At 71.6% G+C, this 20,098-nt stretch carries 19 protein-coding genes; all 19 read left to right on the forward strand.

Features of this window, described 5'->3' with window-relative positions; genetic code table 11:
* Position 1: 1 nt before the first annotated feature.
* A complete protein-coding gene (locus tag AB0M99_RS09605) occupies positions 2-364 on the forward strand; it encodes an STAS domain-containing protein (RefSeq protein WP_365918353.1) in 363 nt (120 codons plus the stop codon).
* The gene (glgX, locus tag AB0M99_RS09610) at positions 361-2,493 is read left to right on the forward strand and encodes a glycogen debranching protein GlgX (protein ID WP_365918355.1); all 2,133 of its coding nucleotides are present in this window, start codon (positions 361-363) and stop codon (positions 2,491-2,493) included. The genes AB0M99_RS09605 and glgX overlap by 4 nt, the downstream gene beginning before the upstream one ends.
* Before the next feature lie 24 nt (positions 2,494-2,517).
* Positions 2,518-2,829: an STAS domain-containing protein gene (locus tag AB0M99_RS09615; protein ID WP_365918357.1), complete on the forward strand. Its 312-nt coding sequence runs from the start codon at positions 2,518-2,520 to the stop codon at positions 2,827-2,829.
* Between the two features lie 10 nt (positions 2,830-2,839).
* Entirely contained in the window at positions 2,840-3,304 is a 465-nt protein-coding gene (locus AB0M99_RS09620) for an ATP-binding protein (protein ID WP_365918359.1), read from the forward strand.
* Entirely contained in the window at positions 3,286-4,536 is a 1,251-nt protein-coding gene (locus AB0M99_RS09625) for a PP2C family protein-serine/threonine phosphatase (protein WP_365918361.1), read from the forward strand. Before AB0M99_RS09620 ends, AB0M99_RS09625 begins: the two co-directional genes overlap by 19 nt.
* Positions 4,536-5,288 (forward strand): MinD/ParA family protein, encoded by a 753-nt coding sequence (locus AB0M99_RS09630; RefSeq protein WP_365918363.1) that lies wholly within the window; start codon positions 4,536-4,538, stop codon positions 5,286-5,288. The genes AB0M99_RS09625 and AB0M99_RS09630 overlap by 1 nt, the downstream gene beginning before the upstream one ends.
* 78 nt (positions 5,289-5,366) lie before the next feature.
* Positions 5,367-6,107, forward strand: coding sequence for a type 1 glutamine amidotransferase domain-containing protein (locus AB0M99_RS09635; protein WP_365918365.1), 741 nt, complete (start codon positions 5,367-5,369; stop codon positions 6,105-6,107).
* 29 nt (positions 6,108-6,136) lie between these two features.
* The gene (locus AB0M99_RS09640; protein WP_365918367.1) at positions 6,137-7,630 is read left to right on the forward strand and encodes an aldehyde dehydrogenase family protein; all 1,494 of its coding nucleotides are present in this window, start codon (positions 6,137-6,139) and stop codon (positions 7,628-7,630) included.
* A 37-nt stretch (positions 7,631-7,667) separates the two neighbouring features.
* The gene (locus AB0M99_RS09645; protein ID WP_365918369.1) at positions 7,668-8,282 is read left to right on the forward strand and encodes an NAD(P)-binding domain-containing protein; all 615 of its coding nucleotides are present in this window, start codon (positions 7,668-7,670) and stop codon (positions 8,280-8,282) included.
* Positions 8,267-8,812: a (2Fe-2S)-binding protein gene (locus tag AB0M99_RS09650; RefSeq protein WP_365918371.1), complete on the forward strand. Its 546-nt coding sequence runs from the start codon at positions 8,267-8,269 to the stop codon at positions 8,810-8,812. Before AB0M99_RS09645 ends, AB0M99_RS09650 begins: the two co-directional genes overlap by 16 nt.
* 5 nt (positions 8,813-8,817) lie before the next feature.
* Positions 8,818-11,223 carry a xanthine dehydrogenase family protein molybdopterin-binding subunit gene (locus tag AB0M99_RS09655; RefSeq protein WP_365918373.1) on the forward strand — a complete coding sequence of 802 codons (2,406 nt, stop codon included), beginning with the start codon at positions 8,818-8,820 and terminating at the stop codon, positions 11,221-11,223.
* A complete protein-coding gene (locus tag AB0M99_RS09660) occupies positions 11,220-12,047 on the forward strand; it encodes an FAD binding domain-containing protein (protein ID WP_365918375.1) in 828 nt (275 codons plus the stop codon). The genes AB0M99_RS09655 and AB0M99_RS09660 overlap by 4 nt, the downstream gene beginning before the upstream one ends.
* A 64-nt stretch (positions 12,048-12,111) precedes the next feature.
* Positions 12,112-13,359 (forward strand): MFS transporter, encoded by a 1,248-nt coding sequence (locus AB0M99_RS09665; RefSeq protein ID WP_365918377.1) that lies wholly within the window; start codon positions 12,112-12,114, stop codon positions 13,357-13,359.
* The gene (locus AB0M99_RS09670; RefSeq protein ID WP_365918378.1) at positions 13,356-14,864 is read left to right on the forward strand and encodes an ATP-binding protein; all 1,509 of its coding nucleotides are present in this window, start codon (positions 13,356-13,358) and stop codon (positions 14,862-14,864) included. The genes AB0M99_RS09665 and AB0M99_RS09670 overlap by 4 nt, the downstream gene beginning before the upstream one ends.
* A gap of 15 nt (positions 14,865-14,879) precedes the next feature.
* The gene (locus AB0M99_RS09675) at positions 14,880-15,221 is read left to right on the forward strand and encodes a nuclear transport factor 2 family protein (protein ID WP_365918379.1); all 342 of its coding nucleotides are present in this window, start codon (positions 14,880-14,882) and stop codon (positions 15,219-15,221) included.
* Positions 15,222-15,315: 94 nt separating this feature from the next.
* On the forward strand, positions 15,316-15,960 hold the full coding sequence (locus AB0M99_RS09680; protein WP_365918381.1) for a TMEM175 family protein: 645 nt from the start codon (positions 15,316-15,318) through the stop codon (positions 15,958-15,960).
* A gap of 72 nt (positions 15,961-16,032) precedes the next feature.
* A complete protein-coding gene (locus AB0M99_RS09685; protein ID WP_365918382.1) occupies positions 16,033-17,325 on the forward strand; it encodes a transposase in 1,293 nt (430 codons plus the stop codon).
* The gene (locus AB0M99_RS09690) at positions 17,325-18,485 is read left to right on the forward strand and encodes an XdhC family protein (protein ID WP_365918384.1); all 1,161 of its coding nucleotides are present in this window, start codon (positions 17,325-17,327) and stop codon (positions 18,483-18,485) included. The genes AB0M99_RS09685 and AB0M99_RS09690 overlap by 1 nt, the downstream gene beginning before the upstream one ends.
* Before the next feature lie 137 nt (positions 18,486-18,622).
* Positions 18,623-20,065, forward strand: a complete 1,443-nt coding sequence (locus AB0M99_RS09695) for a GuaB1 family IMP dehydrogenase-related protein (protein ID WP_365918386.1) — start codon at positions 18,623-18,625, stop codon at positions 20,063-20,065.
* The last annotated feature ends 33 nt before the right edge of the window (positions 20,066-20,098 follow it).

A 20,098-nucleotide genomic window follows, 5' to 3' on the forward strand; every position in this document is an offset into this window, starting at 1 on the left:
AATGACACTGAACGTGAAGGAACGCCGCAACAAGACGGGCACCGTGCTCGTCGCCACCGGCGAGATCAACAGCGAGACGTCCGGAGCACTGCTCCAGTCCCTGCTGCCGCTCGTCCGCGAGGGCCGGCCGCTGCGCATCGACCTCACGGCCGTCACCTACGTCTCCAGCGCCGGGCTGCGCACCCTGCTCGTCGTCTACCGGGAGGCCCAGCACGCCGGGGTCGCGGTGACCCTCTACGGGGTCAGCGAGGAAGTCCGGTTCGTCATGTCGGCCACCGGCTTCCTCGACTTCTTCTCGACCGGCGAGGCCGAGGCCGCGAACGCCAAGGCCGCCGCCGGCGCCAAGGCACGGGCCGCGCGATGACCGAGTCCCAGGCCGAACAGGTCCTGCGGGTGGACGCGTACCCGACCCACGAGGTGGGCGGGTACCGCGTCCGCGCCGGCAAACCGTTCCCCTTCGGGGCCAACGTGGTCCCCGGCGGGGTCAGCTTCTCCGTCTTCTCCGACCAGGCCACCTCCATGACCCTGGTCATCTTCAAGCGCGGAGAGCCCGAGCCGATGGCCGAGCTGGAGTTCCCCGAGGAGTTCCGCACCGGCAGCGTCTTCGCCATGACGGTCTTCGGCCTCGACCACGAGAACATCGAGTACGGCTACCGGGCCGACGGCCCGTACGACCCGGTCACCGGCCACCGCTTCGACGCCCGGCAGATCCTCTCCGACCCGTACGCCCGGCTGATCGCCGGCCGCGACGTGTGGGGCGTGGAGCCGGACTACAGCCGCGGCTACCAGTACCGCTCCCGGGTCTGCCTCCAGGACTTCGACTGGGGCGACGACACCCCGCTGCGGACCCCCGCCGAGGACCTCGTCGTCTACGAGACGCACGTGCGCGGCTTCACCCGGCACCCCTCCTCGGGGGTCACCGCCCCCGGCACCTTCGCGGGGCTGCGGGAGAAGATCCCGTACCTGAAGGAGCTCGGGGTCAACTGCATCGAACTGCTCCCGGTGTTCGAGTTCGACGAGAGCGACAACCCGCGCACCAACCCGGAGACGGGCGAGCGGCTCTACGACTACTGGGGCTACAACACGATCTCGTTCTTCGCCCCCAAGGCCGGCTACGCGGCCACCGGACGCTACGGGATGCAGGGCGACGAGTTCCGCACCCTGATCAAGGACCTGCACGCGGCCGGCATCGAGGTCATCCTCGACGTCGTCTTCAACCACACCGCCGAGGGCAACGAGCAGGGCCCGACGATCTCCTTCAAGGGCCTCGACAACGCCACGTACTACATGCTCACGCCCGAGGGGTACTACTTCAACTTCAGCGGCACGGGCAACACGGTCAACTGCAACCACCCCGTGGTGCGCAACTACGTGCTCGACTGCCTGCGCCACTGGGTCGCCGACTACCACATCGACGGCTTCCGCTTCGACCTCGCGGCCATCCTCGGCCGGTCCCTGGACGGCACTCCGCTGCCCAACCCGCCGCTGCTGGAACTGCTCGCCTACGACCCGGTCCTGCGGCACACCAAGCTCATCGCCGAGGCCTGGGACGCCGGCGGCCTCTACGAGGTCGGCAACTTCCCGGCGTACGGCCGCTGGGCCGAGTGGAACGGGAAGTACCGCGACACCGTGCGCAGCTTCCTCAAGGGCGACCCCGGGCTCACCGGGGAGCTCGCCACCCGCATCGCCGGTTCGCCGGACCTCTACTCCGGCCGCGGGACCTCGGCGTCGGTCAACTTCCTGACGGCGCACGACGGTTTCACGCTCGCGGACCTGGTCTCGTACAACGACAAGCACAACGAGGCCAACGGCGAGGGCAACAACGACGGCGGCAACGACAACGCCAGCTGGAACTGCGGGGCCGAGGGGCCGACCGACGACCCCGAGGTGGCCGCGCTGCGGCTGCGCCAGATGAAGAACGCCCTCGCGATCCTCTTCACCAGCCAGGGCATCCCGATGCTGCTGTCCGGGGACGAGGTCGCGCGCACCCAGCAGGGCAACAACAACACGTACTGCCAGGACAACGAGCTGTCCTGGTTCGACTGGGACCAGGTCGACGACAATGCCGAACTGCTCCGGTTCACACGGGAGATGATCGCCTTCCGCAAGCACCACCGCGAGCTGCGCTCCACCGCCCACCCCACCGGTCAGCTGCGGGACAGCCTCGGGCTGCCCGACATCAGCTGGCACGGGGAGCGGGCCTGGCAGCCCGACTGGTCGGCGCAGAGCCGGCTGCTGGCCGTGGCCCGCTGCGGCACCGGGGACGACGACGTGGTGTACGTGGCCATGAACTCGCACTGGGAACCGCACGACCTGGAACTGCCCGCCCTGCCCGGCGGCCGCAGCTGGCACCTCTTCGCGGACACCGGGTCCGCGGCCCCGCACGACATCCGCAGCCCCGGCGCCGAGCTCGAACTGGAGAACGCCGGCAAGTACCTGATCGGTCCGCGCTCCGTCGTGATCCTGGTCGGCCGCACGCCGGACACCACCTAGCCCCCGCACCGAAGGAGACCTGACATGCCGCTTTCCGTGTCCCTGAGCATCGAGGGCGACACCACCGTGATCGAACTGGCGGGAGAGCTGGACGCCAAGACCGCGCCGGACTTCCACCAGACCATCGAGAAGGCCGCCGGGCACGGCACCAACACCGTCGAGATCAGGATGGCGGGCGTCGGCTACATGGCCAGCGCCGGGCTGCGCTCCCTGGTCTTCGCCCAGCAGAAGGTGGCGAACCACGTCACCATCAAGGTGGTCGGCGCCATCGAGCCCGTCTCCCGGACCATCCGGACGGCCGGGCTGGACCGCAGCATCGTCCTCTCGGACGAGTGAGTCCGCTCCCATGGCCGACATGGTCGAACTGGCGAGGACGCCCGCCGAAATGGAGGTGCCCGCCACCCTCGGGGCACTGGGCGACATCGCCGCGTTCGTGGTGCGGCTGGCCGCCCGGGCGGGACTGGACAAGGGCGCCGCGTACCGGATCCGGCTGGCCGTGGACGAGCTGGCCACGAACATCGTGATGCACGGCTACCGGGGCGGCGACGGGCGGATCACCGTCCGCGGCCGCTCCGGTGCCGGCCGGGTGCAGGTCGTCATCGAGGACGCGGCGCCCCCCTTCGACCCCGTCCAGGGACGCCTCCCGCCCGACCCCGGGGTTCCCCCGGAGCGCAGGCGGATCGGCGGCCTCGGCATCCACCTGGCGCTGACCAGCGTGGACGAGTTCGCCTATGTCCACAGGGACGGCCGCAACATCAGCACGCTGACCGTGAAGGCCGAGGGGACGGACCGATGCCCTCCACGACCGTGATCATCCTCGACGAGTACCCGCCTCCTCCGCTCGAACTGCTCGACGCACTGCGCGAGATGGACGCGGAACTCATCCCGCGCACCCTCGCCGAACTGCTGTCGGGACCGCAGGAGGAGCTGCCCGTCGCGGACGTGCTGCTCTCCCCGGCACTGGCCGACGGGGACTCCGTACGGACGGCCGTGCGCCGGCTGCGCCGCTGGGCCGGAGCCCCCATCGTGGTCGTGTGGACCGTCACCGAGTTCGCCGCCCTGGAGGAACACGTCCGGCTCGGCCACGACTACCTCGTGCCGCCCTTCCTGCCCACCCTGGTCGGGGCCCGGCTGCACAGCTGCTCGGAGCGCGCCGGACTCGGCCGCACCCTGCGCGAGGCCGATGCCCGGGCCGAACTCATGGGATACGAGAAGGAGTTGGAGATCGGCCGGGAAATCCAGGCCGGCTTCCTGCCGGAATCGCTGCCGGTCCCCGAGGGCTGGGAGATCGACGTGCGGTTCCGGCCCGCCCGGCAGGTCGCCGGGGACTTCTACGACGTCTTCGAGATCTCCCGCGGCCGACGGCTCGCCTTCGTCGTGGCCGACGTCTGCGACAAGGGCGTGGGCGCCGCGCTGTTCATGGCGCTCATCCGCTCCCTGCTGCGGCACACCGCCGAGAACAGCGGCCTCCAGCACCTGGTGGCCGCCGGCCGGGCGGGCGGCAGCCGGCGGATCCCGGTCGTCGGCGCGACGCCGCTGCTCAACGCGGTAACCGCCACCAACGGCTACCTGACCCGCAACCACCTGCGGCAGGGCTACTTCGCCACCCTGTTCTTCGGGGTGCTGGACCCCCTCACCGGCAGCCTCGTCTACATCAACGGCGGTCACAACCCGCCCCTGCTGCTGTCCGCCGACGGCAGCGGACCGCGCGCGCTGGACGTCACGGGACCGGCCGTCGGGGTGCTCCCCGACTGCGTGTACACACTCGGCTACGCCCAGTTGAACCCCGGCGACACCCTCTTCGTGTTCACCGACGGAGTGCCCGAGGCGCGCTGCCCCAGCGGCAGCTTCCTCGGCGACGACCGGATGCTGGAGCTGCTCGCCGGACCTCCGGCGAGCGGCAGGGAGGTGGTCGACCGGATGGACACGGCCGTACGTGAACACACCGGCACAGCCGAACAGCACGACGACGTCACCATGCTGGCCCTGCACCGGCCACGTGCGGCGCGGGGGCCGCACGCGGACCGGCCGGCGGTGGCCTGATGACCAGGACCGTCGTGGTGCACTCGCACCGCGGCGGTACCGGAAAGTCCTCGGTACTGGCGAACCTCGCCCTGCTCATCGCGGGCGAGGGGCGCCGGGTGGGGGTGGTCGACACGGACATCCAGTCGCCCACCCTGGACCTGCTCTTCCGGCTCGGCCCGGGTCCCGCCCTGGCCGACTACCTGCTCGGACGCTGCGAGATCGAGGCCACGGCCCAGCAGGTGGGCGCCGATCCCGGCCTGGGTCTGTACGTCGTCCCGGCCCGGACCGGCACGGCCGCCCTGCGGGAGATCATGACCACCGGCTACGACGTGGGGCTGCTGCCGGAGGGCTTCGACCGACTGGCCGAGTACTACGCCCTCGACGTGCTGCTGCTCGACACCCACGCCGGACTCAACAACGAGTCGGTGACCGCGATGGCGAGCGCCGACGTGCTGATGATCATGGCCCGGGCGGACCGGATCGACCTCCAGGGGGTCGAGGAGACCATCGCCCTGACCGGGCGGCTGTCCTGCCGGCGGGCCCTGGTGATGAGCATGGCCCCCGAGGGCATCGACCGCGAGGCGGCCCGCCGGCGCGCGGAGGAGGTCTACTGCGCACCCCTCGCCGGAATCCTTCCCTATGTACCGGAAATGGCCGCCCTCTACGGTGAACGCATATTCGCCGAAGCTCACCCCGACCACCCCCTGGTCGGTGAATTCCGCACCATCATCTCGGCGTTGGACGCACGTGACGAAGTATCGCGGGCCTGACGTCACCCCCTTACGCCCCTAGCGGGGGGCGTGTTGAATCGGCAGCGAATCCGGCACATCCAGAACAGGAGAAGAGTCATGAAGATTCTCGTCGTCATGACGGCCAAGGCCACGCTCCATCTGCTGGACGGGGAACAGCACCCCTCGGGATTCTGGGCCGAGGAATTCGTCGTGCCCTATAACCTCTTCAAGGCGGCCGGCCACACCGTGGACGTGGCGACGATCGGCGGCTCGGCCCCCACGGTCGACCAGACCAGCATCGACCCCCAGTTCCTCCAGTGGGTCCGCCCGCAGGGCTCGCCGGACGAGGACGCGGCCAACGCCGCCGAGTACGTCCGGGTCATCGAGAACACCCCGCAGCTGAGAGCCCCCATCGCCCTGGAGGGCCTCGGCGAGAAGGACGTCGCGGACTACGACGGCATCTACATCAGCGGCGGCCACGGCGCCATCGGCGACCTCCCCAAGTCCGACGAGCTCGCCCAGATCCTGCGCTGGGCCATCGCCCAGGACAAGCCGCTCGCCACCGTCTGCCACGGCCACACCTCGCTGCTCGCGCTGCGCGACGGCGAGGGCCGCTGGCCCTTCGAGGGCTACCGGATGACGGCCTTCTCGCACAGCGAGGAACTGGTCACGAACATGGCCGGCCGCCTCCCGCTGATCCTGGAGGCCGAGCTCACCCGGCTCGGCGCGCGGTACGAGAAGGCCGAGGCGATCTGGGACTCCCACGTCGTCGTGGACCGCAAGCTCACGACCGGACAGAACCCGTACTCCTCCAAGGCCCTTGCCGAGACGTTCTTACGGCAGCTCGCGCAGGGCTAGGCCCCGCACCCCGACACCGGAAGGCAGCCATGACCAAGCGCGCGCTCAGCGACCAGCCCTTGGCCAACCCCGGGAAACTGTTCATCGGCGGCACCTGGGTCCCGTCCCGGGACGGCCGTACCGAGCCGGACATCAGCCCCGTGGACGGACAGGAGATCGTTCCGGTGGCCCAGGCCACCGCCGCCGACGCGGACGCGGCCGTGGCCGCCGCCCGCAAGGCGTACGAGGAAGGTCCCTGGAGCAGACTCTCCGCCCAGGAGCGCGCGCTGCGGCTGAACCGGGTCGGTGAGCTCATCGAGCGGGACCTGGAGGAGATCGCCCTCCTGGAGACGGTGGACATGGGCAAGCCCTTCGCCTTCTCCAGCACCGTCGACGCCCCCATGGCCGCCCAGCTCATGCACTACTACGCCGGCGCGGTGACCCGGGTGGACGGCTCCTCGCGGGCCCCGGCCGGCGGGCAGCTCGCGTACACCCTGCGCGAGCCGCTGGGCGTGGTCTGCGCCATCACCCCGTTCAACTTCCCGCTGCTGCTGTCGATGACCAAGATCGCCCCGGCCCTCGCGGCCGGGAACACGGTGGTCCACAAGCCCTCCCCGGCCACCCCGCTCACCGCCCTGAAGATCGCCGAGCTCTTCCAGGAGGCGGAGATCCCGGACGGGGTGCTGAACGTCATCACCGGTCCCGGCGTGGAACTGGGGGAGACCCTCACCGACCACCCGGACATCGACAAGATCGCGTTCACGGGCTCCACCTCCGTCGGCCAGTCCATCATCCGCAAGGCGGCCGGCACGCTGAAGAAGGTGACGATGGAGCTCGGCGGCAAGTCCGCCAACATCGTCTTCGCCGACGCCGACCTCGACGCCGCCGAGGAACTGGCCTTCTTCGGCATCTACTACAACAAGGGCGAGATCTGCACCGCCGGCTCCCGGCTGCTGCTGCACCGCCCCATCCACGACGAGATGGTCGAACGCCTCGTCCGCAGGGCCGCCGCCCTCAAGCCCGGCGACCCGCGCGACCCGGCCACCCTCTTCGGGCCGCTCGCCCACCGGGGCCAGTTCGACAAGGTCAGCTCCTACATCGAGATCGGCGAGAAGGAAGGCGCGGTCCTGCGCACCGGCGGCACCGGATGGACCCCCGAGGGCGCCTCCGGCGAGCTCTCGGCCGGCCTGTACTTCCTGCCGACCGTCTTCACCGGCGTCGACAACGGCATGCGGATCGCCCAGGAGGAGATCTTCGGGCCGGTCCTGTCGATCATCCCCTTCGACACCGAGGAGGACGCCGTACGCATCGCGAACGACAGCGCGTACGGCCTCGCCGCCGGGGTCCACACCAAGGACCTCCGCCGCGCCCACCGCGTCGCCTCGCAGATCAAGGCGGGCACGGTCTGGGTGAATTGCTACAACCAGTACGACCCCTCCGTGCCCTACGGCGGCTACAAGGCCTCCGGCTACGGCCGCGAGTGCGGCCCCGAGTCGCTGGAGAGCTACACCCAGACCAAGTCGGTCTGGATCGGCATGGACTGACACCCCGACCCGTTCACGACAGGCCCGAGGAGCGTCAATGCGGACAGGCATCATCGGCACCGGCAGGATCGGCTCGACCCTCGCGCGGATCCTGGTGGCCGCGGGCCACGAGGTCGTGCTCGCCAACGCCCGCGGCCCCCGGAGCCTGGCGGCCCTGGTCGCCGAACTCGGGCCCGCGGCCTCGGCGGCGCACCCCGCCGAGGCCGCGGACCGGGCCGGACTGCTGGTGCTGATGGTGCCGTTCGACAGCGTCCGCGGGCTGCTGCCGCAGGACGCCGTACGCGACACCGTGCTGGTCGACGCCACCAACGCGTTCGCCGGCGCCGGAAATCCCCGGGACCTGGCCGGGCGCGGCTCCAGCGAACTCGTCGCCGAGTGGTATCCCGGCGCACGGGTTGTGAAATCCCTGAACACCATGCACTTCGAGACCCTCGCCGTCGCCGGCACGACGCGGGGCGAACGCCTGGCCCATTTCACGGCGGGCGACGACGGGAAAGCGAAAGAAATCGTCGCGGGAATCATCACGGATCTGGGATTCGCCCCCGTCGACACCGGTCCGCTGCACTCCGGAGGAATTCTCCAACAGCCCGGCGGACCCCTCTTCAACCGGCCGCTCACGGAAGCGCAGGCGCTGGCATGGATCTCTCACTGAACGTGAACGGAAGACCCGAGCAGTTCGCGGCCCGGCCGAACGAACTGCTCGTGGAACGGCTCCGCGACGGCCTGGGACTGACCGGCACCAAGGTCGGCTGCGACACCGGCCAGTGCGGCTCCTGCGTCGTGCGGCTCGACGGCCGGTCCGTCAAGAGCTGCCTGGTCCTCACCGCCTCGGCCGCCGGCTCCGCGGTGACCACCATCGAGGGCGTCACCACCCCGGGCGGGGAGCTCACCGGGCTCCAGGAAGCCCTGCGCCAGGAGCACGGCACCCAGTGCGGCTTCTGCACCCCCGGGATGGTCATGGCCCTCGGCGAACTCGTCGAGACCGCCCTCGCCGACAGCACCGCGGACCGCGAGGCCCCCACCGAGTCCGAGATCCGCGAGTGGCTCACCGGGAACCTGTGCCGCTGCACCGGCTACCACAGCGTCGTGCGCGGAGTGCAGCGCGCCTGCTCCGCCGCCCGGGCCGAAGCGCCCGCCGGCGCCGCCGCATCCCCGGCGTCCACCCCCGGACAGGAGGTGTGAGGGAGATGACCGCAGTGACGGGGGAAGCCGCCACCACGGCAAGCGGCCCGCTGGGCCGGCCGCTGGACAGCCGCGAGGATCCGGGGCTGCTGCGCGGCGAGGCCACGTACGTGGCCGACATCAACCTGCCGGGCACCGCCCACATGGCCATCCTCGGCAGTCCGGTGGCCCACGCGAAGATCCTCTCCATCGAGACCAAGGCGGCCGAACAGCTCCCCGGCGTACTGAAAGTGGCCACCGCCGCCGACTTCGCCGACGTCATGCCGCTGCCCTGCATCTGGGTACCCGGCGGGGTCGAGAGCCACTTCCCGCCCCACCCCTACGGACTTCCCGGCTCCCGCCCGGTCCTCAGCGGCGACACCGTCCGCCACGTCGGCGACGCCATCGCCGCGGTCGTCGCCGAGACCCCGCGCGAGGCCGCCGCGGCGCTCGCCGCCATCACCGTCGAGTACGAGCCGCTGCCCGTGGTCACCCGGGCCGACGCCGCGCTCGCCGACGGCGCGCCCCAGCTGCACGAGGCGGTGCCGGGCAACCTGAACGCGTACTGGACCTGCGGCGACAAGGACCGCACCGACGCGGCCATCGCCGGGGCCGAGGTCACCGTCGAGCTGGACCTGGTCAACCAGCGCACGGTCAACAGCCCCATCGAGCCGCGCGGCGCGGTCGGCGACCACAACGCCGCCACCGGCGAGTACACGCTGTACGCCTCCACCCAGGGCCCGCACAACCACCGCTTCCTGCTCTCCGCGCTGGTCCTCGGGATCCCCTTCAACAAGCTCCGCGTGATCGCCCCGACCGTCGGCGGCAGCTTCGGCACCAAGGGCTACCTCTACCCCGACATGGCGCTGGTCCTGCTGCTCTCCAAGGAGCTCGGCCGACCCGTGAAGTGGGTCGACACCCGCACCGGCCTCATGAACTCCACCGTCCAGGGCCGCGACCACCGCCAGCACGTCACCCTCGCCGGCACCCGCGACGGCCGCATCACCGGCCTGCGCTGCACCAGCTACGCCAACCTCGGCGCCTACCCCTCCACCATCGGCCCCGGTGTCGCCACCGCCCTGATGGGCCGCTCCATCAGCGGGATGTACGACATCCCCGCCGCCTTCTGCGAGGTCTACGCCGCCTTCACCAACACCGTCCCGCTCGGCGCCCAGCGCGGCAGCGGGCGGGCCGAGGCCGCCTTCCTGATGGAGCGCCTGGTCGACCGGTACGCCTCCGAGATCGGCATGGACCCGGCGGCGGTACGCCGCAAGAACCTGGTCCCGAAGGAGAAGTTCCCGTACGACAACGGCCTCGGCTGGACCTACGACTCCGGGAACTACCGGCTGAACTTCGACCGGGCGATCGAGCTGTCGGGCTACGCCGACATGCCCGCCCGCAAGGCCGAGGCCCGCACCCGCGGCAAGCGGCTCGGCGTCGGCATCGCCACCTACGTCGCCATCTGCGGGGTCGGCCCCTCCACCCGGATGTCCCAGGAGGGCATGCTCGGCGGCACCTGGGAGAGCGCGAACATCCGCGTCCACCCGACCGGCGAGGTCACCGTCACCGTCGGCTCCGCCTCCACCGGCCAGAGCCACGGCACCGTCTTCGCGCAGGTCGCCGCCGACGAGCTAGGCATCGACCCCGCCCAGGTCCAGGTGTACGAGGGAGACACGCTCAAGGCCCCGTACGGGCAGGGCACCTACGGCTCGCGCTCCTACAGCATGGCCGCCCCCGCCGTCGCCCTCACCGCCCGGAAGATCCGGAGCAAGCTGGTCAGGGCCGGGGCCGTCTTCCTCGGGATCCCCGAGGACAAGGCGGTCTACGCGGGCGGCAGGGTCCACGAAGAGGGCAACGAGGCGAACGGCAAGACCTTCGCCGAGCTGGCGATGGCCATGTGGTACGGCTGGGGGCTGCCCCCGGACATCGAGCCCGCCCTCGACGAGACCACCCACTTCGACCCGCCGGACTTCAACTACCCCTTCGGGACGCACGTCGCGGTCGTCGAGATCGACGAACTGACCGGCGGGACCGAGGTGGTGGCCTACACCGCCGTCGACGACGCCGGCAACATCGGCAACCCCAAGGTGGTCCTCGGCCAGATCGAGGGCAGCATCGTGCACGGCCTCGGCCAGGCGCTGATGGAGGCCGCCGAGTACGACGAGAACGGGCTGCTGGTCACCGCCGACCTCACCACCTACGCCCTGCCGCGCGCGGCCGACGTGCCGTTCTTCGCCCTCGACAAGACCGTCACGCCGTCCCCGCACAACCCGCTCGGCGCCAAGGGCGCGGGCGAGATCGCCACCGTGCCGCCCGCCGCCGCCGTCGTCAACGCGGTCGTCGACGCCCTCGGGGACCTGGGCGTGCAGCACATCGACATGCCCCTGACCCCCGAGAAGGTCTGGCGCGCGATGCAGGGAGGCAACCGGTGATCCTCGCCGAGTTCGACTACGTACGGCCCGACGGCCTCGACGAGGCGCTGACCCTGCTGTCCGGCACCCGGGGCGCCCGGGTGCTGGCCGGGGGCCAGAGCCTGCTGCCCGACCTGCGCACCGGGGCCGACCGGGCCCGCCTGCTGGTCGACGTGACGCACCTGGAGGAGCTGCGGGGCATCCGGCGGACCCCCGAGGGGCTGCGCATCGGGGCCCTGACGAGGCTCGGCGAACTCGCCGCGCACCCGCTGGTGCTCGACGCGGCCCCCGAGCTGGCCGCCGCGGCCCGCGCCAACGGCGACCCGCAGGTCCGCAACCTCGGCACCGTCGGCGGCAACCTCGCCGCCACCGGGCGGGCCACCGACCTGCCGGTCGCGGCCATCGCCGCCGACGCGCTGGTCGAGCTGGCCGGCCCCGGCGGCCGCTCGGCGGTGCGGGCCGAGGAGTTCGCCGCCACCGGAGCGCCCGCCGGCGCCGTGGTCACCGCCCTGCTCGTGCCCGGCTCGGGGCGGGGCGGAGCCTTCGAGAAGACCGCCGACCGGGCCACCCGCTACCCGGTGTGCGCCACCGCGGTACGGATCACCCCCGACGGGCCGCGCATCGCCGTCACCGGGGCCACCGCCCGCGCACTGCGGCTGCGCGGGGTCGAAGACCGGCTGCGCGGGGGCCCGTACACGACGGAGGCCGTGCTCGCGGCCTTCCGCGCCGAGCCCCGGGAGCTCTTCGTCCCCGGGCGCGGCACCTCGGCCGAGTACCTGGGCCACCTCGCGGGGGTGCTGACCGCCCGCGCGCTGGCGAGGGCGCAGGACCGGGCCCTCGCCTGACCTCACCCACGGGGAGTTGAGTGAAGCAGTGGAACCGTCCGAGACGACCACGAGGAGCACGAAGTTGCACCCTCCCGTCCCAGGCACCCCCGCGACCCGCGCCACCCACCGGGCCGGCGGGCCGAGGGGCTCCGGATTCTGGCTGGTGGGCGCGGTGCTCGTGCTGCTGATGCTCTCCTCCTCCGTCCCCTCCGCCCTGTACGTCCTCTACCAGGAGAAGTGGGGACTCTCCTCCGGCATGATCACGGTGGTCTTCGCCCTGTACGCCGTCACCGTGCTCGCCGGCCTGCTGCTGTTCGGATCCCTGTCGGACACCCTCGGCCGGCGCCCCGTCCTGGGCGCCGGACTGGTCCTCGCGATCGTCTCCATGGCCCTGTTCGCCGGGGCCCAGGGGCTCGGCCTGCTCCTCGCCGCCCGAGCCGTGCAGGGGCTCGCGGTCGGCCTGGCCACCGGGGCGATGGGCGCCGCGCTGCTGGAACTCGCCCCCCGCTCGCGGCCCGCGCTCGGCGCCCAGGTCAACAGCGCGGGGCCGACCATCGGGATCGGCCTCGGCGGGATCGGGGCCGGGCTGCTCGTCCAGTACGCGCCCGCCCCGACCGTACTGACGTACCTGCTGCTGATCGGTGCCTTCACCGGCGTGCTGGCCGGTGTGGTGCGGATGGCGGAGAGCGCCCCCGGATCCGGCGGCCGGCCGCGCATCGCCCCGCACCGGATCCGGATCCCGGCCGCCGTGCGCGGCCGGTTCGCCGTACTCGTCCTGACCATCGTCGCCGTCTGGTCGGTCGGCGGCTTCTACCTCTCGCTCGGCCCGCACCTGGCCCTCTCGCTCCTCGAATCCACCAACTACCTCGTCGGCGGGGCCACCGTGGCCCTGCTCGCGGGCGCCGCCACCGCGGCCCAACTGCTGCTGGGCCGCACCGAGGCGCTGCGCACGGCGGTGCTCGGACTGTGCGGGCTGCTCGCCGGGCTCGGCCTGGTCCTGCTGGCGCTGGGCCTCGGCTCGGCCGCCGTGTTCCTCGCCGGCACCGCCGTGCTCGGCAGCGGCTGGGGCGCGGCGTTCCTCGGCTCCTTCCGCGCCCTGAGCACCCTCGCCGAGCCCGCGCACCGGGGCGAACTGACGGCCGCCGTCTACGTGTTCGCGTACCTGGCGATGAGCGTGCCCGCGGTGCTCGCCGGGATGCTCACCAACGTCCACGGCCTGCAGCGCACGTCGGTCGGCTTCATGGCGGCCGTCGCCGCGGTGTGCGCGCTGGCCCTGCTGGTGACCCTGCGGCTGGCCGCCCGTACCGACGCGGAGGGGAGCCGGGCATGAATCCCGAGGTGCTGCGCTCGGCCCTGCGCGGGCTGGAGATCTTCGAAGGCCTCACGGAGGACCAGCTGGACTGGCTGGTCTCGGTGTCCGAGCCCCGGGTGCTGGCCGACGGGGAGATCCTCTTCCGCGACGGCGAGGAGGCCGCCGGCTTCCACGTCCTGCTCTCGGGCGGGCTGGTGGTGACCAAGGTGGTCGACGGCCGCGAGGAGGTGCTCACCCGGCATTCGACCGAGGAGGAGGGCGCGGCTGCCGAGGAGCACGACGGGAAGCCCGCCGCGGCCCACCGGTTCACCGGGGAGCTGCCGTTGCTGACCGACGGCGCCTACGTGGCCACCGCGGCCGCGAGCGGTCCGGCCACCACCGTGGTGGCGTACGCGAAGCCGGTGTTCTTCGAGATGCTGACCCGCTGCCACGGGGTGGCGGCCGTACTGATCCCCGTGCTGGCCTGGCGGATCAAGTCCTCCGAGGTCCAGGCGCGCAAACGGGCCACCGTCGAGGCGCTCGGCACCCTCGCCGCGGGGCTCGCGCACGAGCTGAACAACCCCGCGGCGGCCGTCGCCCGCGCCGCGCAGGAGCTGGTGCCCGCCCTGGACGGGCTCACCCGCACCGCCCAGGCCTGGGGGGCGGCCGCGACGGGCGCGGAGCGCTCCGTACTCGACCGGCTGGCCGACGAGCTCGACAAGGTGCCGCCGCCCGTGGTGAGCGATCCGCTGGCCCAGGCCGACGCCGAGGAGGAGATCGCCGACTGGGCCGAGGAGGCGGGCGCCGAGCGTCCCGGACTGCTCGGCTCCGGCGTCGCGGACCTCGGGCTGGAGCTGGGCTGGCTGCTGGAGCGGCTGGAGGGGGTCGGCGAGCCGGCCCTGCCCGCCGCGCTGGACCACCTCGCGGCGCTCCTGGAGATCCGGTCGCTGGCGGCCGAGCTCCGCGCGGCCGGGCCGCGGATCTCCCAACTGGTCTCCGCCACCCGGGATTACGCCAATCTCGACCGCGCGCCCGAGCAGCGCTTCGCGGTGACCGACGGGCTGGAGAACACGCTGGTCGTGCTGCGTTCCAAGCTCACAGGTATCAGCGTTGTACGGGAGTACCATCCCGACCTGCCCGAACTAACGGGCTACCCGAGCGAGTTGAACCAGGTGTGGACCAACCTGGTCGACAACTCGGCCGAGGCCATGGAGGGCTCCGGCACGCTCACCCTGCGCGTCCGGGTCGAGGGCGTCTGCATGGTCGTCGAGATCGCCGACAGCGGCCGGGGCATCCCGGAGGAATCCCTGCCACGGATCTTCGAACCCTTCTACACCACCAAGGACGTGGGCAAGGGCACGGGGCTCGGCCTGCACCTCAGCTACCGCATCGTGACCCAGCGCCACCACGGGTCGATCACCGCCCGGTCGCGCCCGGGGGAGACCCGGATGCTCGTCCGGCTGCCCCTGTCGGGGACGGATCCCGCCTGCGCGAGTCCCGCCACCACGAGTCCCGCCACCACGAGTCCCACCACCGCCAGTTGAGAGAATGGAGTCGGCATGACCAAGTACGACATCGCCAAGCTGCACCCGGTGTTCGTCCGCCAGATGGAGGCGCTGGCCGCGCTGGACATCGAGGCGGTCATGAAGAACTACACCGACGACGCCGTGCTGTTGCGCTTCGAGGGCGTCTCGGTGGGGATCGAGGCGGTGCGCGAGACCTTCACCGGATACCTCACCGTGAAGCCCACCCTGGTGGAGCTCCAGGAGTACATCGAGACCGAGGACACGATCTTCTACCGGGCGGTCATGAACCTGAACGGCGAACCGGAGCACGCGTTCGGGACACTCGTCGTCCGCGATGGCCGGATCTGGCGGCAGACCGCCGGCTTCGGCGGCTGACCCCCGAGATCTGGGTAGCGTGAGCGGGGAGGGCCGGGCAGCGCCCTCCCCGTCCACGCGTGAAGGTTGCGAGCGCAAGGGTGAAGGGGAGGCCATGGAACAGGAAACGAACCGGGTCGAGGCGTTCAGCGACGGCGTATTCGCCATCGTGATCACGATCCTGGTGCTGGAGTTAAAGGTTCCGGAAGGCCGGGGCGACGAGCTCTGGCACGGGCTGCGGGAACAATGGCCGCACTACGCGGCGTACGTCGTGAGTTTCCTGATCATCGGCGTCATGTGGGTCAATCACCACACGATCTTCAGTCACCTCAAGCGCGTGGACCGACCGCTGTTGTTCCTGAATCTCATGGTGCTGATGGTGGTATCGGTGATCCCCTACACCACCAATGTCCTCGCCGAACACCTGGTGAACGACGATTCGGCCAACGTGGCCGCCATCCTCTACAGTTCCTGGACCGTCGTCTACGCCCTCGCATTCCTCGCCTTCTGGTGGTACGTCACCCAGGTCGGCCACCTTTTCCACGAAACCGTGGACAAGGACGGGGCCCGCGCCACGCGGCTGCGATTCGGACTGGGCGCCATCGCCTACCCCTTGACCGTCGTCCTGTCCTTCTTCTCCGCTCCGCTCACTCTCGTCGCACACTTCCTGATTGCCCTGTACTACGCGGCGAACCAGATCCCCATCCCGCTCGTGATAGGGGAGGAGCGGCTCGAAACTGCCAGCGACCTCAGGAAGTAGCCGCCCGGGCCTACGGCCGTTCTCCGCGGTCAAGTAGGGTCATGGATCTAGCTGGTCGCGGGGGAGGCCGAGATGGCTCGCGTAGTTCTGCCGGAGGAATCCGCCAAGGAAATCTCCGAATTGATCGACGTACTGATCTCACTTTTCTTCGAGTCCTTACCCCGGCGGGACCAGCGAAACTGGGCCCGCGTATATCTGAACGGCCTCGTGCGGACCTCCGGTAAGAAAACAATCCGTAACATCGCCGGAACAGGGGCCAGTTCCGTCGAACAGAGCCTTCAGCAGTTCATCAGCAAGTCCCCCTGGGACTGGACTCCCGTACGCCGCTCACTCGCCCAGCACCTGGAACGCACCGCGCAGCGCCCGCTCGCCTGGGTGGTCCAGCCCATGGTCATCGAGAAGGCCGGCGACCGCTCCGTCGGCGTCGGCCGGCAGTTCGTCCCCCAGCTCGGCCGCACCGCCAACTGCCAGCAGGCCAGCGGGATCTGGCTCGCCTCCAGCGAGGCCGGCTTCCCCGTCGAATGGACCCTGACCCTCCCCGGTCCGTGGACCAACGAGCTCCTGCGCCGCCGTCGGGCCGGCATACCCGACACCGCCCGCTCCCTCACCCCCGCCCAGGACGCCGTACACGCCGTCCAGCGGATGGCTGCCACCTGGCAACTCCAGCGCCGGCCCGTGGTGATGGAGGTCTCCAATACCGAACTCCCGCAGTGCGCCGAATCCTTCGCCCTCCAGGACATCCCCTTCGTCTTCAAGGTGGACGGCTCGCTGCCCGTTTCCTTCGGGGGCGCCGCCCGCCACAAACCCGGACCGCACACCGCCCCCGCCCGCGAGCTCATCGACTCCCTGCGCTCCCAGCGGCGGGTCGTCGAATGGACCCGGCACGGCCGCGCCGAGGGAGCCGTGACCCTGCTGACCTCGGCCCCGGTCCTCGCCGCACCCGGCGAGGACCGGCCCGCGCCCGTCACCCCCACCCCGTTGCTGCTGGTGGGCGCGTGGACCGAAGCGGCCCTGCTGCCCTCCGAGTTCTGGATCACCAACATCGGCGACCGGCCGCTGGCGCAGCTCTTCCTGCTGGCCAAGCTCACCGACCGGGTCGCGCTCGACTTCGCCGACGTCTGCGAACCCGTCGGCATCCGCGACTTCGAAGGCCGTTCCTTCCGGGGCTGGCACCACCACGCCACCCTCGCCAGCGTCGCCCACGCCGCGACGCTGCTCGGCGCCCGCGGACGGCTGCCCGAGCCCTACCCGGGCCCGGCCAGGTCCGCCGCCACCCACGCGGCCGGCCGCACCACCACGCCCCCGGTCCTGCCGCCGCGACCGCTCATCCCCGGCCAGACCGCGCGCCGCGAGTACATCCGCTGATGCTGGACATCGCCGCGGAACTACGCGCGTGGTGTGCTGCCGGGCAGGACTTCGCGCTCGCCACCGTGGTCACCGTCACCGGCAGCGCCCCGCGCGGACCCGGGGCCTCGCTCGCCGTGGACGCCGGCGGCACCGCGCTCGGCTCCCTCTCCGGCGGCTGCGTGGAATCGGCCGTGCACGAGCTCTGCCTGGAGGCCGTCGAGTCCGGCCGGGGCGGCCTGCAGCGCTTCGGCCACAGCGACGACGACGCCTTCGCCGTGGGGCTGACCTGCGGCGGAGTCCTGGACGTGCTCGTCACCCCGGTGCGCGGGCGCGACCCGGTACGCCCCGTCATCGGCTCGGTGCTCGACGCCGCGTGCGGCGGGGCGCGGGCCGCGCTGGCCCGGGTGGTGTCCGGCCCGGCGCGGCAGCTGGGCCGGGCCCTGGCCGTGCACCCCGACGGCCGCTACGAGGGCTGCCTGGGCGGGGGCGCGGAGCTGGACCGCGCCGCCGCCGGGCAGGCGCGGGCGCTGCTGGTGGCCGGGCGCACGGGCACCGCCGAGCTCGGCACGGCCGGCGGGCTGTGCGGGGAGCCTCTCACCCTGCTGGTCGAGTCGGCCGCCGAACCGCCCCGGCTGATCGTGTACGGGGCCATCGACTTCGCCTCCGCCCTCGCGCGGATCGGAGTCTTCCTCGGGTACCGGGTCACCGTCTGTGACGCCCGGTCCGTCTTCGCGACGCGGGCCCGCTTCCCCGGCGCCGACGAGGTCGTCGTGGACTGGCCCCACCGGCACCTCGCCGCGGAATCGGCCGCCGGCCGCCTGGATGGACGTACCGCGGTGTGCGTACTCACCCACGACGCCAAATTCGACGTACCGCTGCTCTCGCTCGCCCTGGGACTGCCCCTGGGGTACGTGGGAGCCATGGGATCGCGGCGCACCCATGCCGAGCGCGCCGAGCGGCTCCGCGAGGAGGGCGTGGGGCCGGCCGCCCTGGCCCGGCTGCACTCGCCGATCGGCCTGGACCTGGGCGGGGGCACCCCCGAGGAGACCGCCCTGGCCATCGCCGCCGAGTTCACGGCGGTCCGGCACGGCGGAACGTTCCTCCCGCTGGGGCGGCGCACCGGCCCGGTGCACCGGCGGAGCGCGGTCCGGACCCCCGGAAGGACCAAGGTCCCGTAGGAAACGACCACACGGCCCGGTATGTCCTGGACGATCAGCCCGGGCGGTGTAAACCCCAGGACATGGGAGAATGAAGTACGTGCGTTTTCCTCGGCTGCCCTGTCGAGGCACCTCCGATCGACTGGGATGTTCAGCACGTGCGTTTCCTCAATGACCTGAAGCCGCCGTACGACCTGACGTACGACGATGTGTTCATGGTGCCGAGCCGCTCCGCGGTCGGCTCCCGCCAGGGCGTCGACCTGTCCTCGCCCGACGGCACCGGCACCACCATTCCCCTGGTCGTGGCGAACATGACCGCCATCGCCGGCCGCCGGATGGCCGAGACCGTCGCCCGCCGCGGCGGCATCGTCGTCATCCCGCAGGACATCCCGATCGAGGTCGTCACCGACGTCATCTCCTGGGTGAAGACCCGCCACCACGTGCTCGACACCCCGATCACGCTGGCGCCCACCCAGACGGTCGCCGACGCGCTGTCCCTGCTGCCCAAGCGCGCCCACGGCGCCGGCGTCGTCGTCGACGACGAGGGCCGCCCCGTCGGCGTCGTCACCGATCACGACCTGACCGGCGTGGACCGCTTCACCCAGCTCTCCGAGGTCATGTCGAAGGAGCTCCTGCTCATCGACGCCGACATCGACCCCCGCGAGGCCTTCAACAAGCTCGACGCCGGCCACCGCAAGCTGGCCCCGGCCGTCGACAAGGACGGCAAGCTCGTCGGCATCCTCACCCGCAAGGGTGCGCTGCGCGCGACGCTCTACACCCCGGCCACCGACGCCAACGGCAAGCTGCGCATCGCGGCGGCCGTCGGCATCAACGGCGACTTCGTGGCCAAGGCCAAGCAGCTGCTCGACGCGGGCGTGGACACCATCGTCATCGACACCGCGCACGGCCACCAGGAATCGATGATCAACGCGATCAAGGCCGTCCGCGCCCTTGACCCGCAGGTCCCGATCGTGGCCGGCAACATCGTCGCCGCCGAGGGCGTCAAGGACCTCATCGACGCCGGCGCCGACATCATCAAGGTCGGTGTGGGCCCCGGCGCCATGTGCACCACCCGCATGATGACCGGCGTGGGCCGCCCGCAGTTCTCCGCGGTGCTGGAGTGCGCGGCCGAGGCGAAGAAGTACGGCAAGCACGTCTGGGCCGACGGCGGCGTCCGCCACCCGCGCGACGTGGCGATGGCGCTGGCCGCCGGTGCGTCCAACGTCATGATCGGCTCCTGGTTCGCCGGTACGTACGAGTCCCCGGGCGACCTGCAGCAGGCCGCCGACGGCCGCCTGTACAAGGAGTCCTTCGGCATGGCGTCCGCGCGTGCCGTGCGCAACCGCACCTCGGAGGAGTCGGCCTACGACCGCGCCCGCAAGGCGCTGTTCGAGGAGGGCATCTCCACCTCGCGCATGTTCCTGGACCCGGCCCGTCCGGGCGTCGAGGACCTGATCGACTCGATCATCGCGGGCGTCCGCTCCTCCTGCACCTACGCCGGTGCGGGCTCCCTCGCGGAGTTCGAGGAGAAGGCCGTGGTCGGCATCCAGTCCGCCGCCGGCTACGCCGAGGGCAAGCCGCTGCACGCCAGCTGGAGCTAGTCCCCCCCGCTCTTCCGGTGGCCCCGGCCGTCC

This window comes from Streptomyces sp. NPDC051183, assembly GCF_040682455.1.
GTDB lineage: Bacteria > Actinomycetota > Actinomycetes > Streptomycetales > Streptomycetaceae > Streptomyces.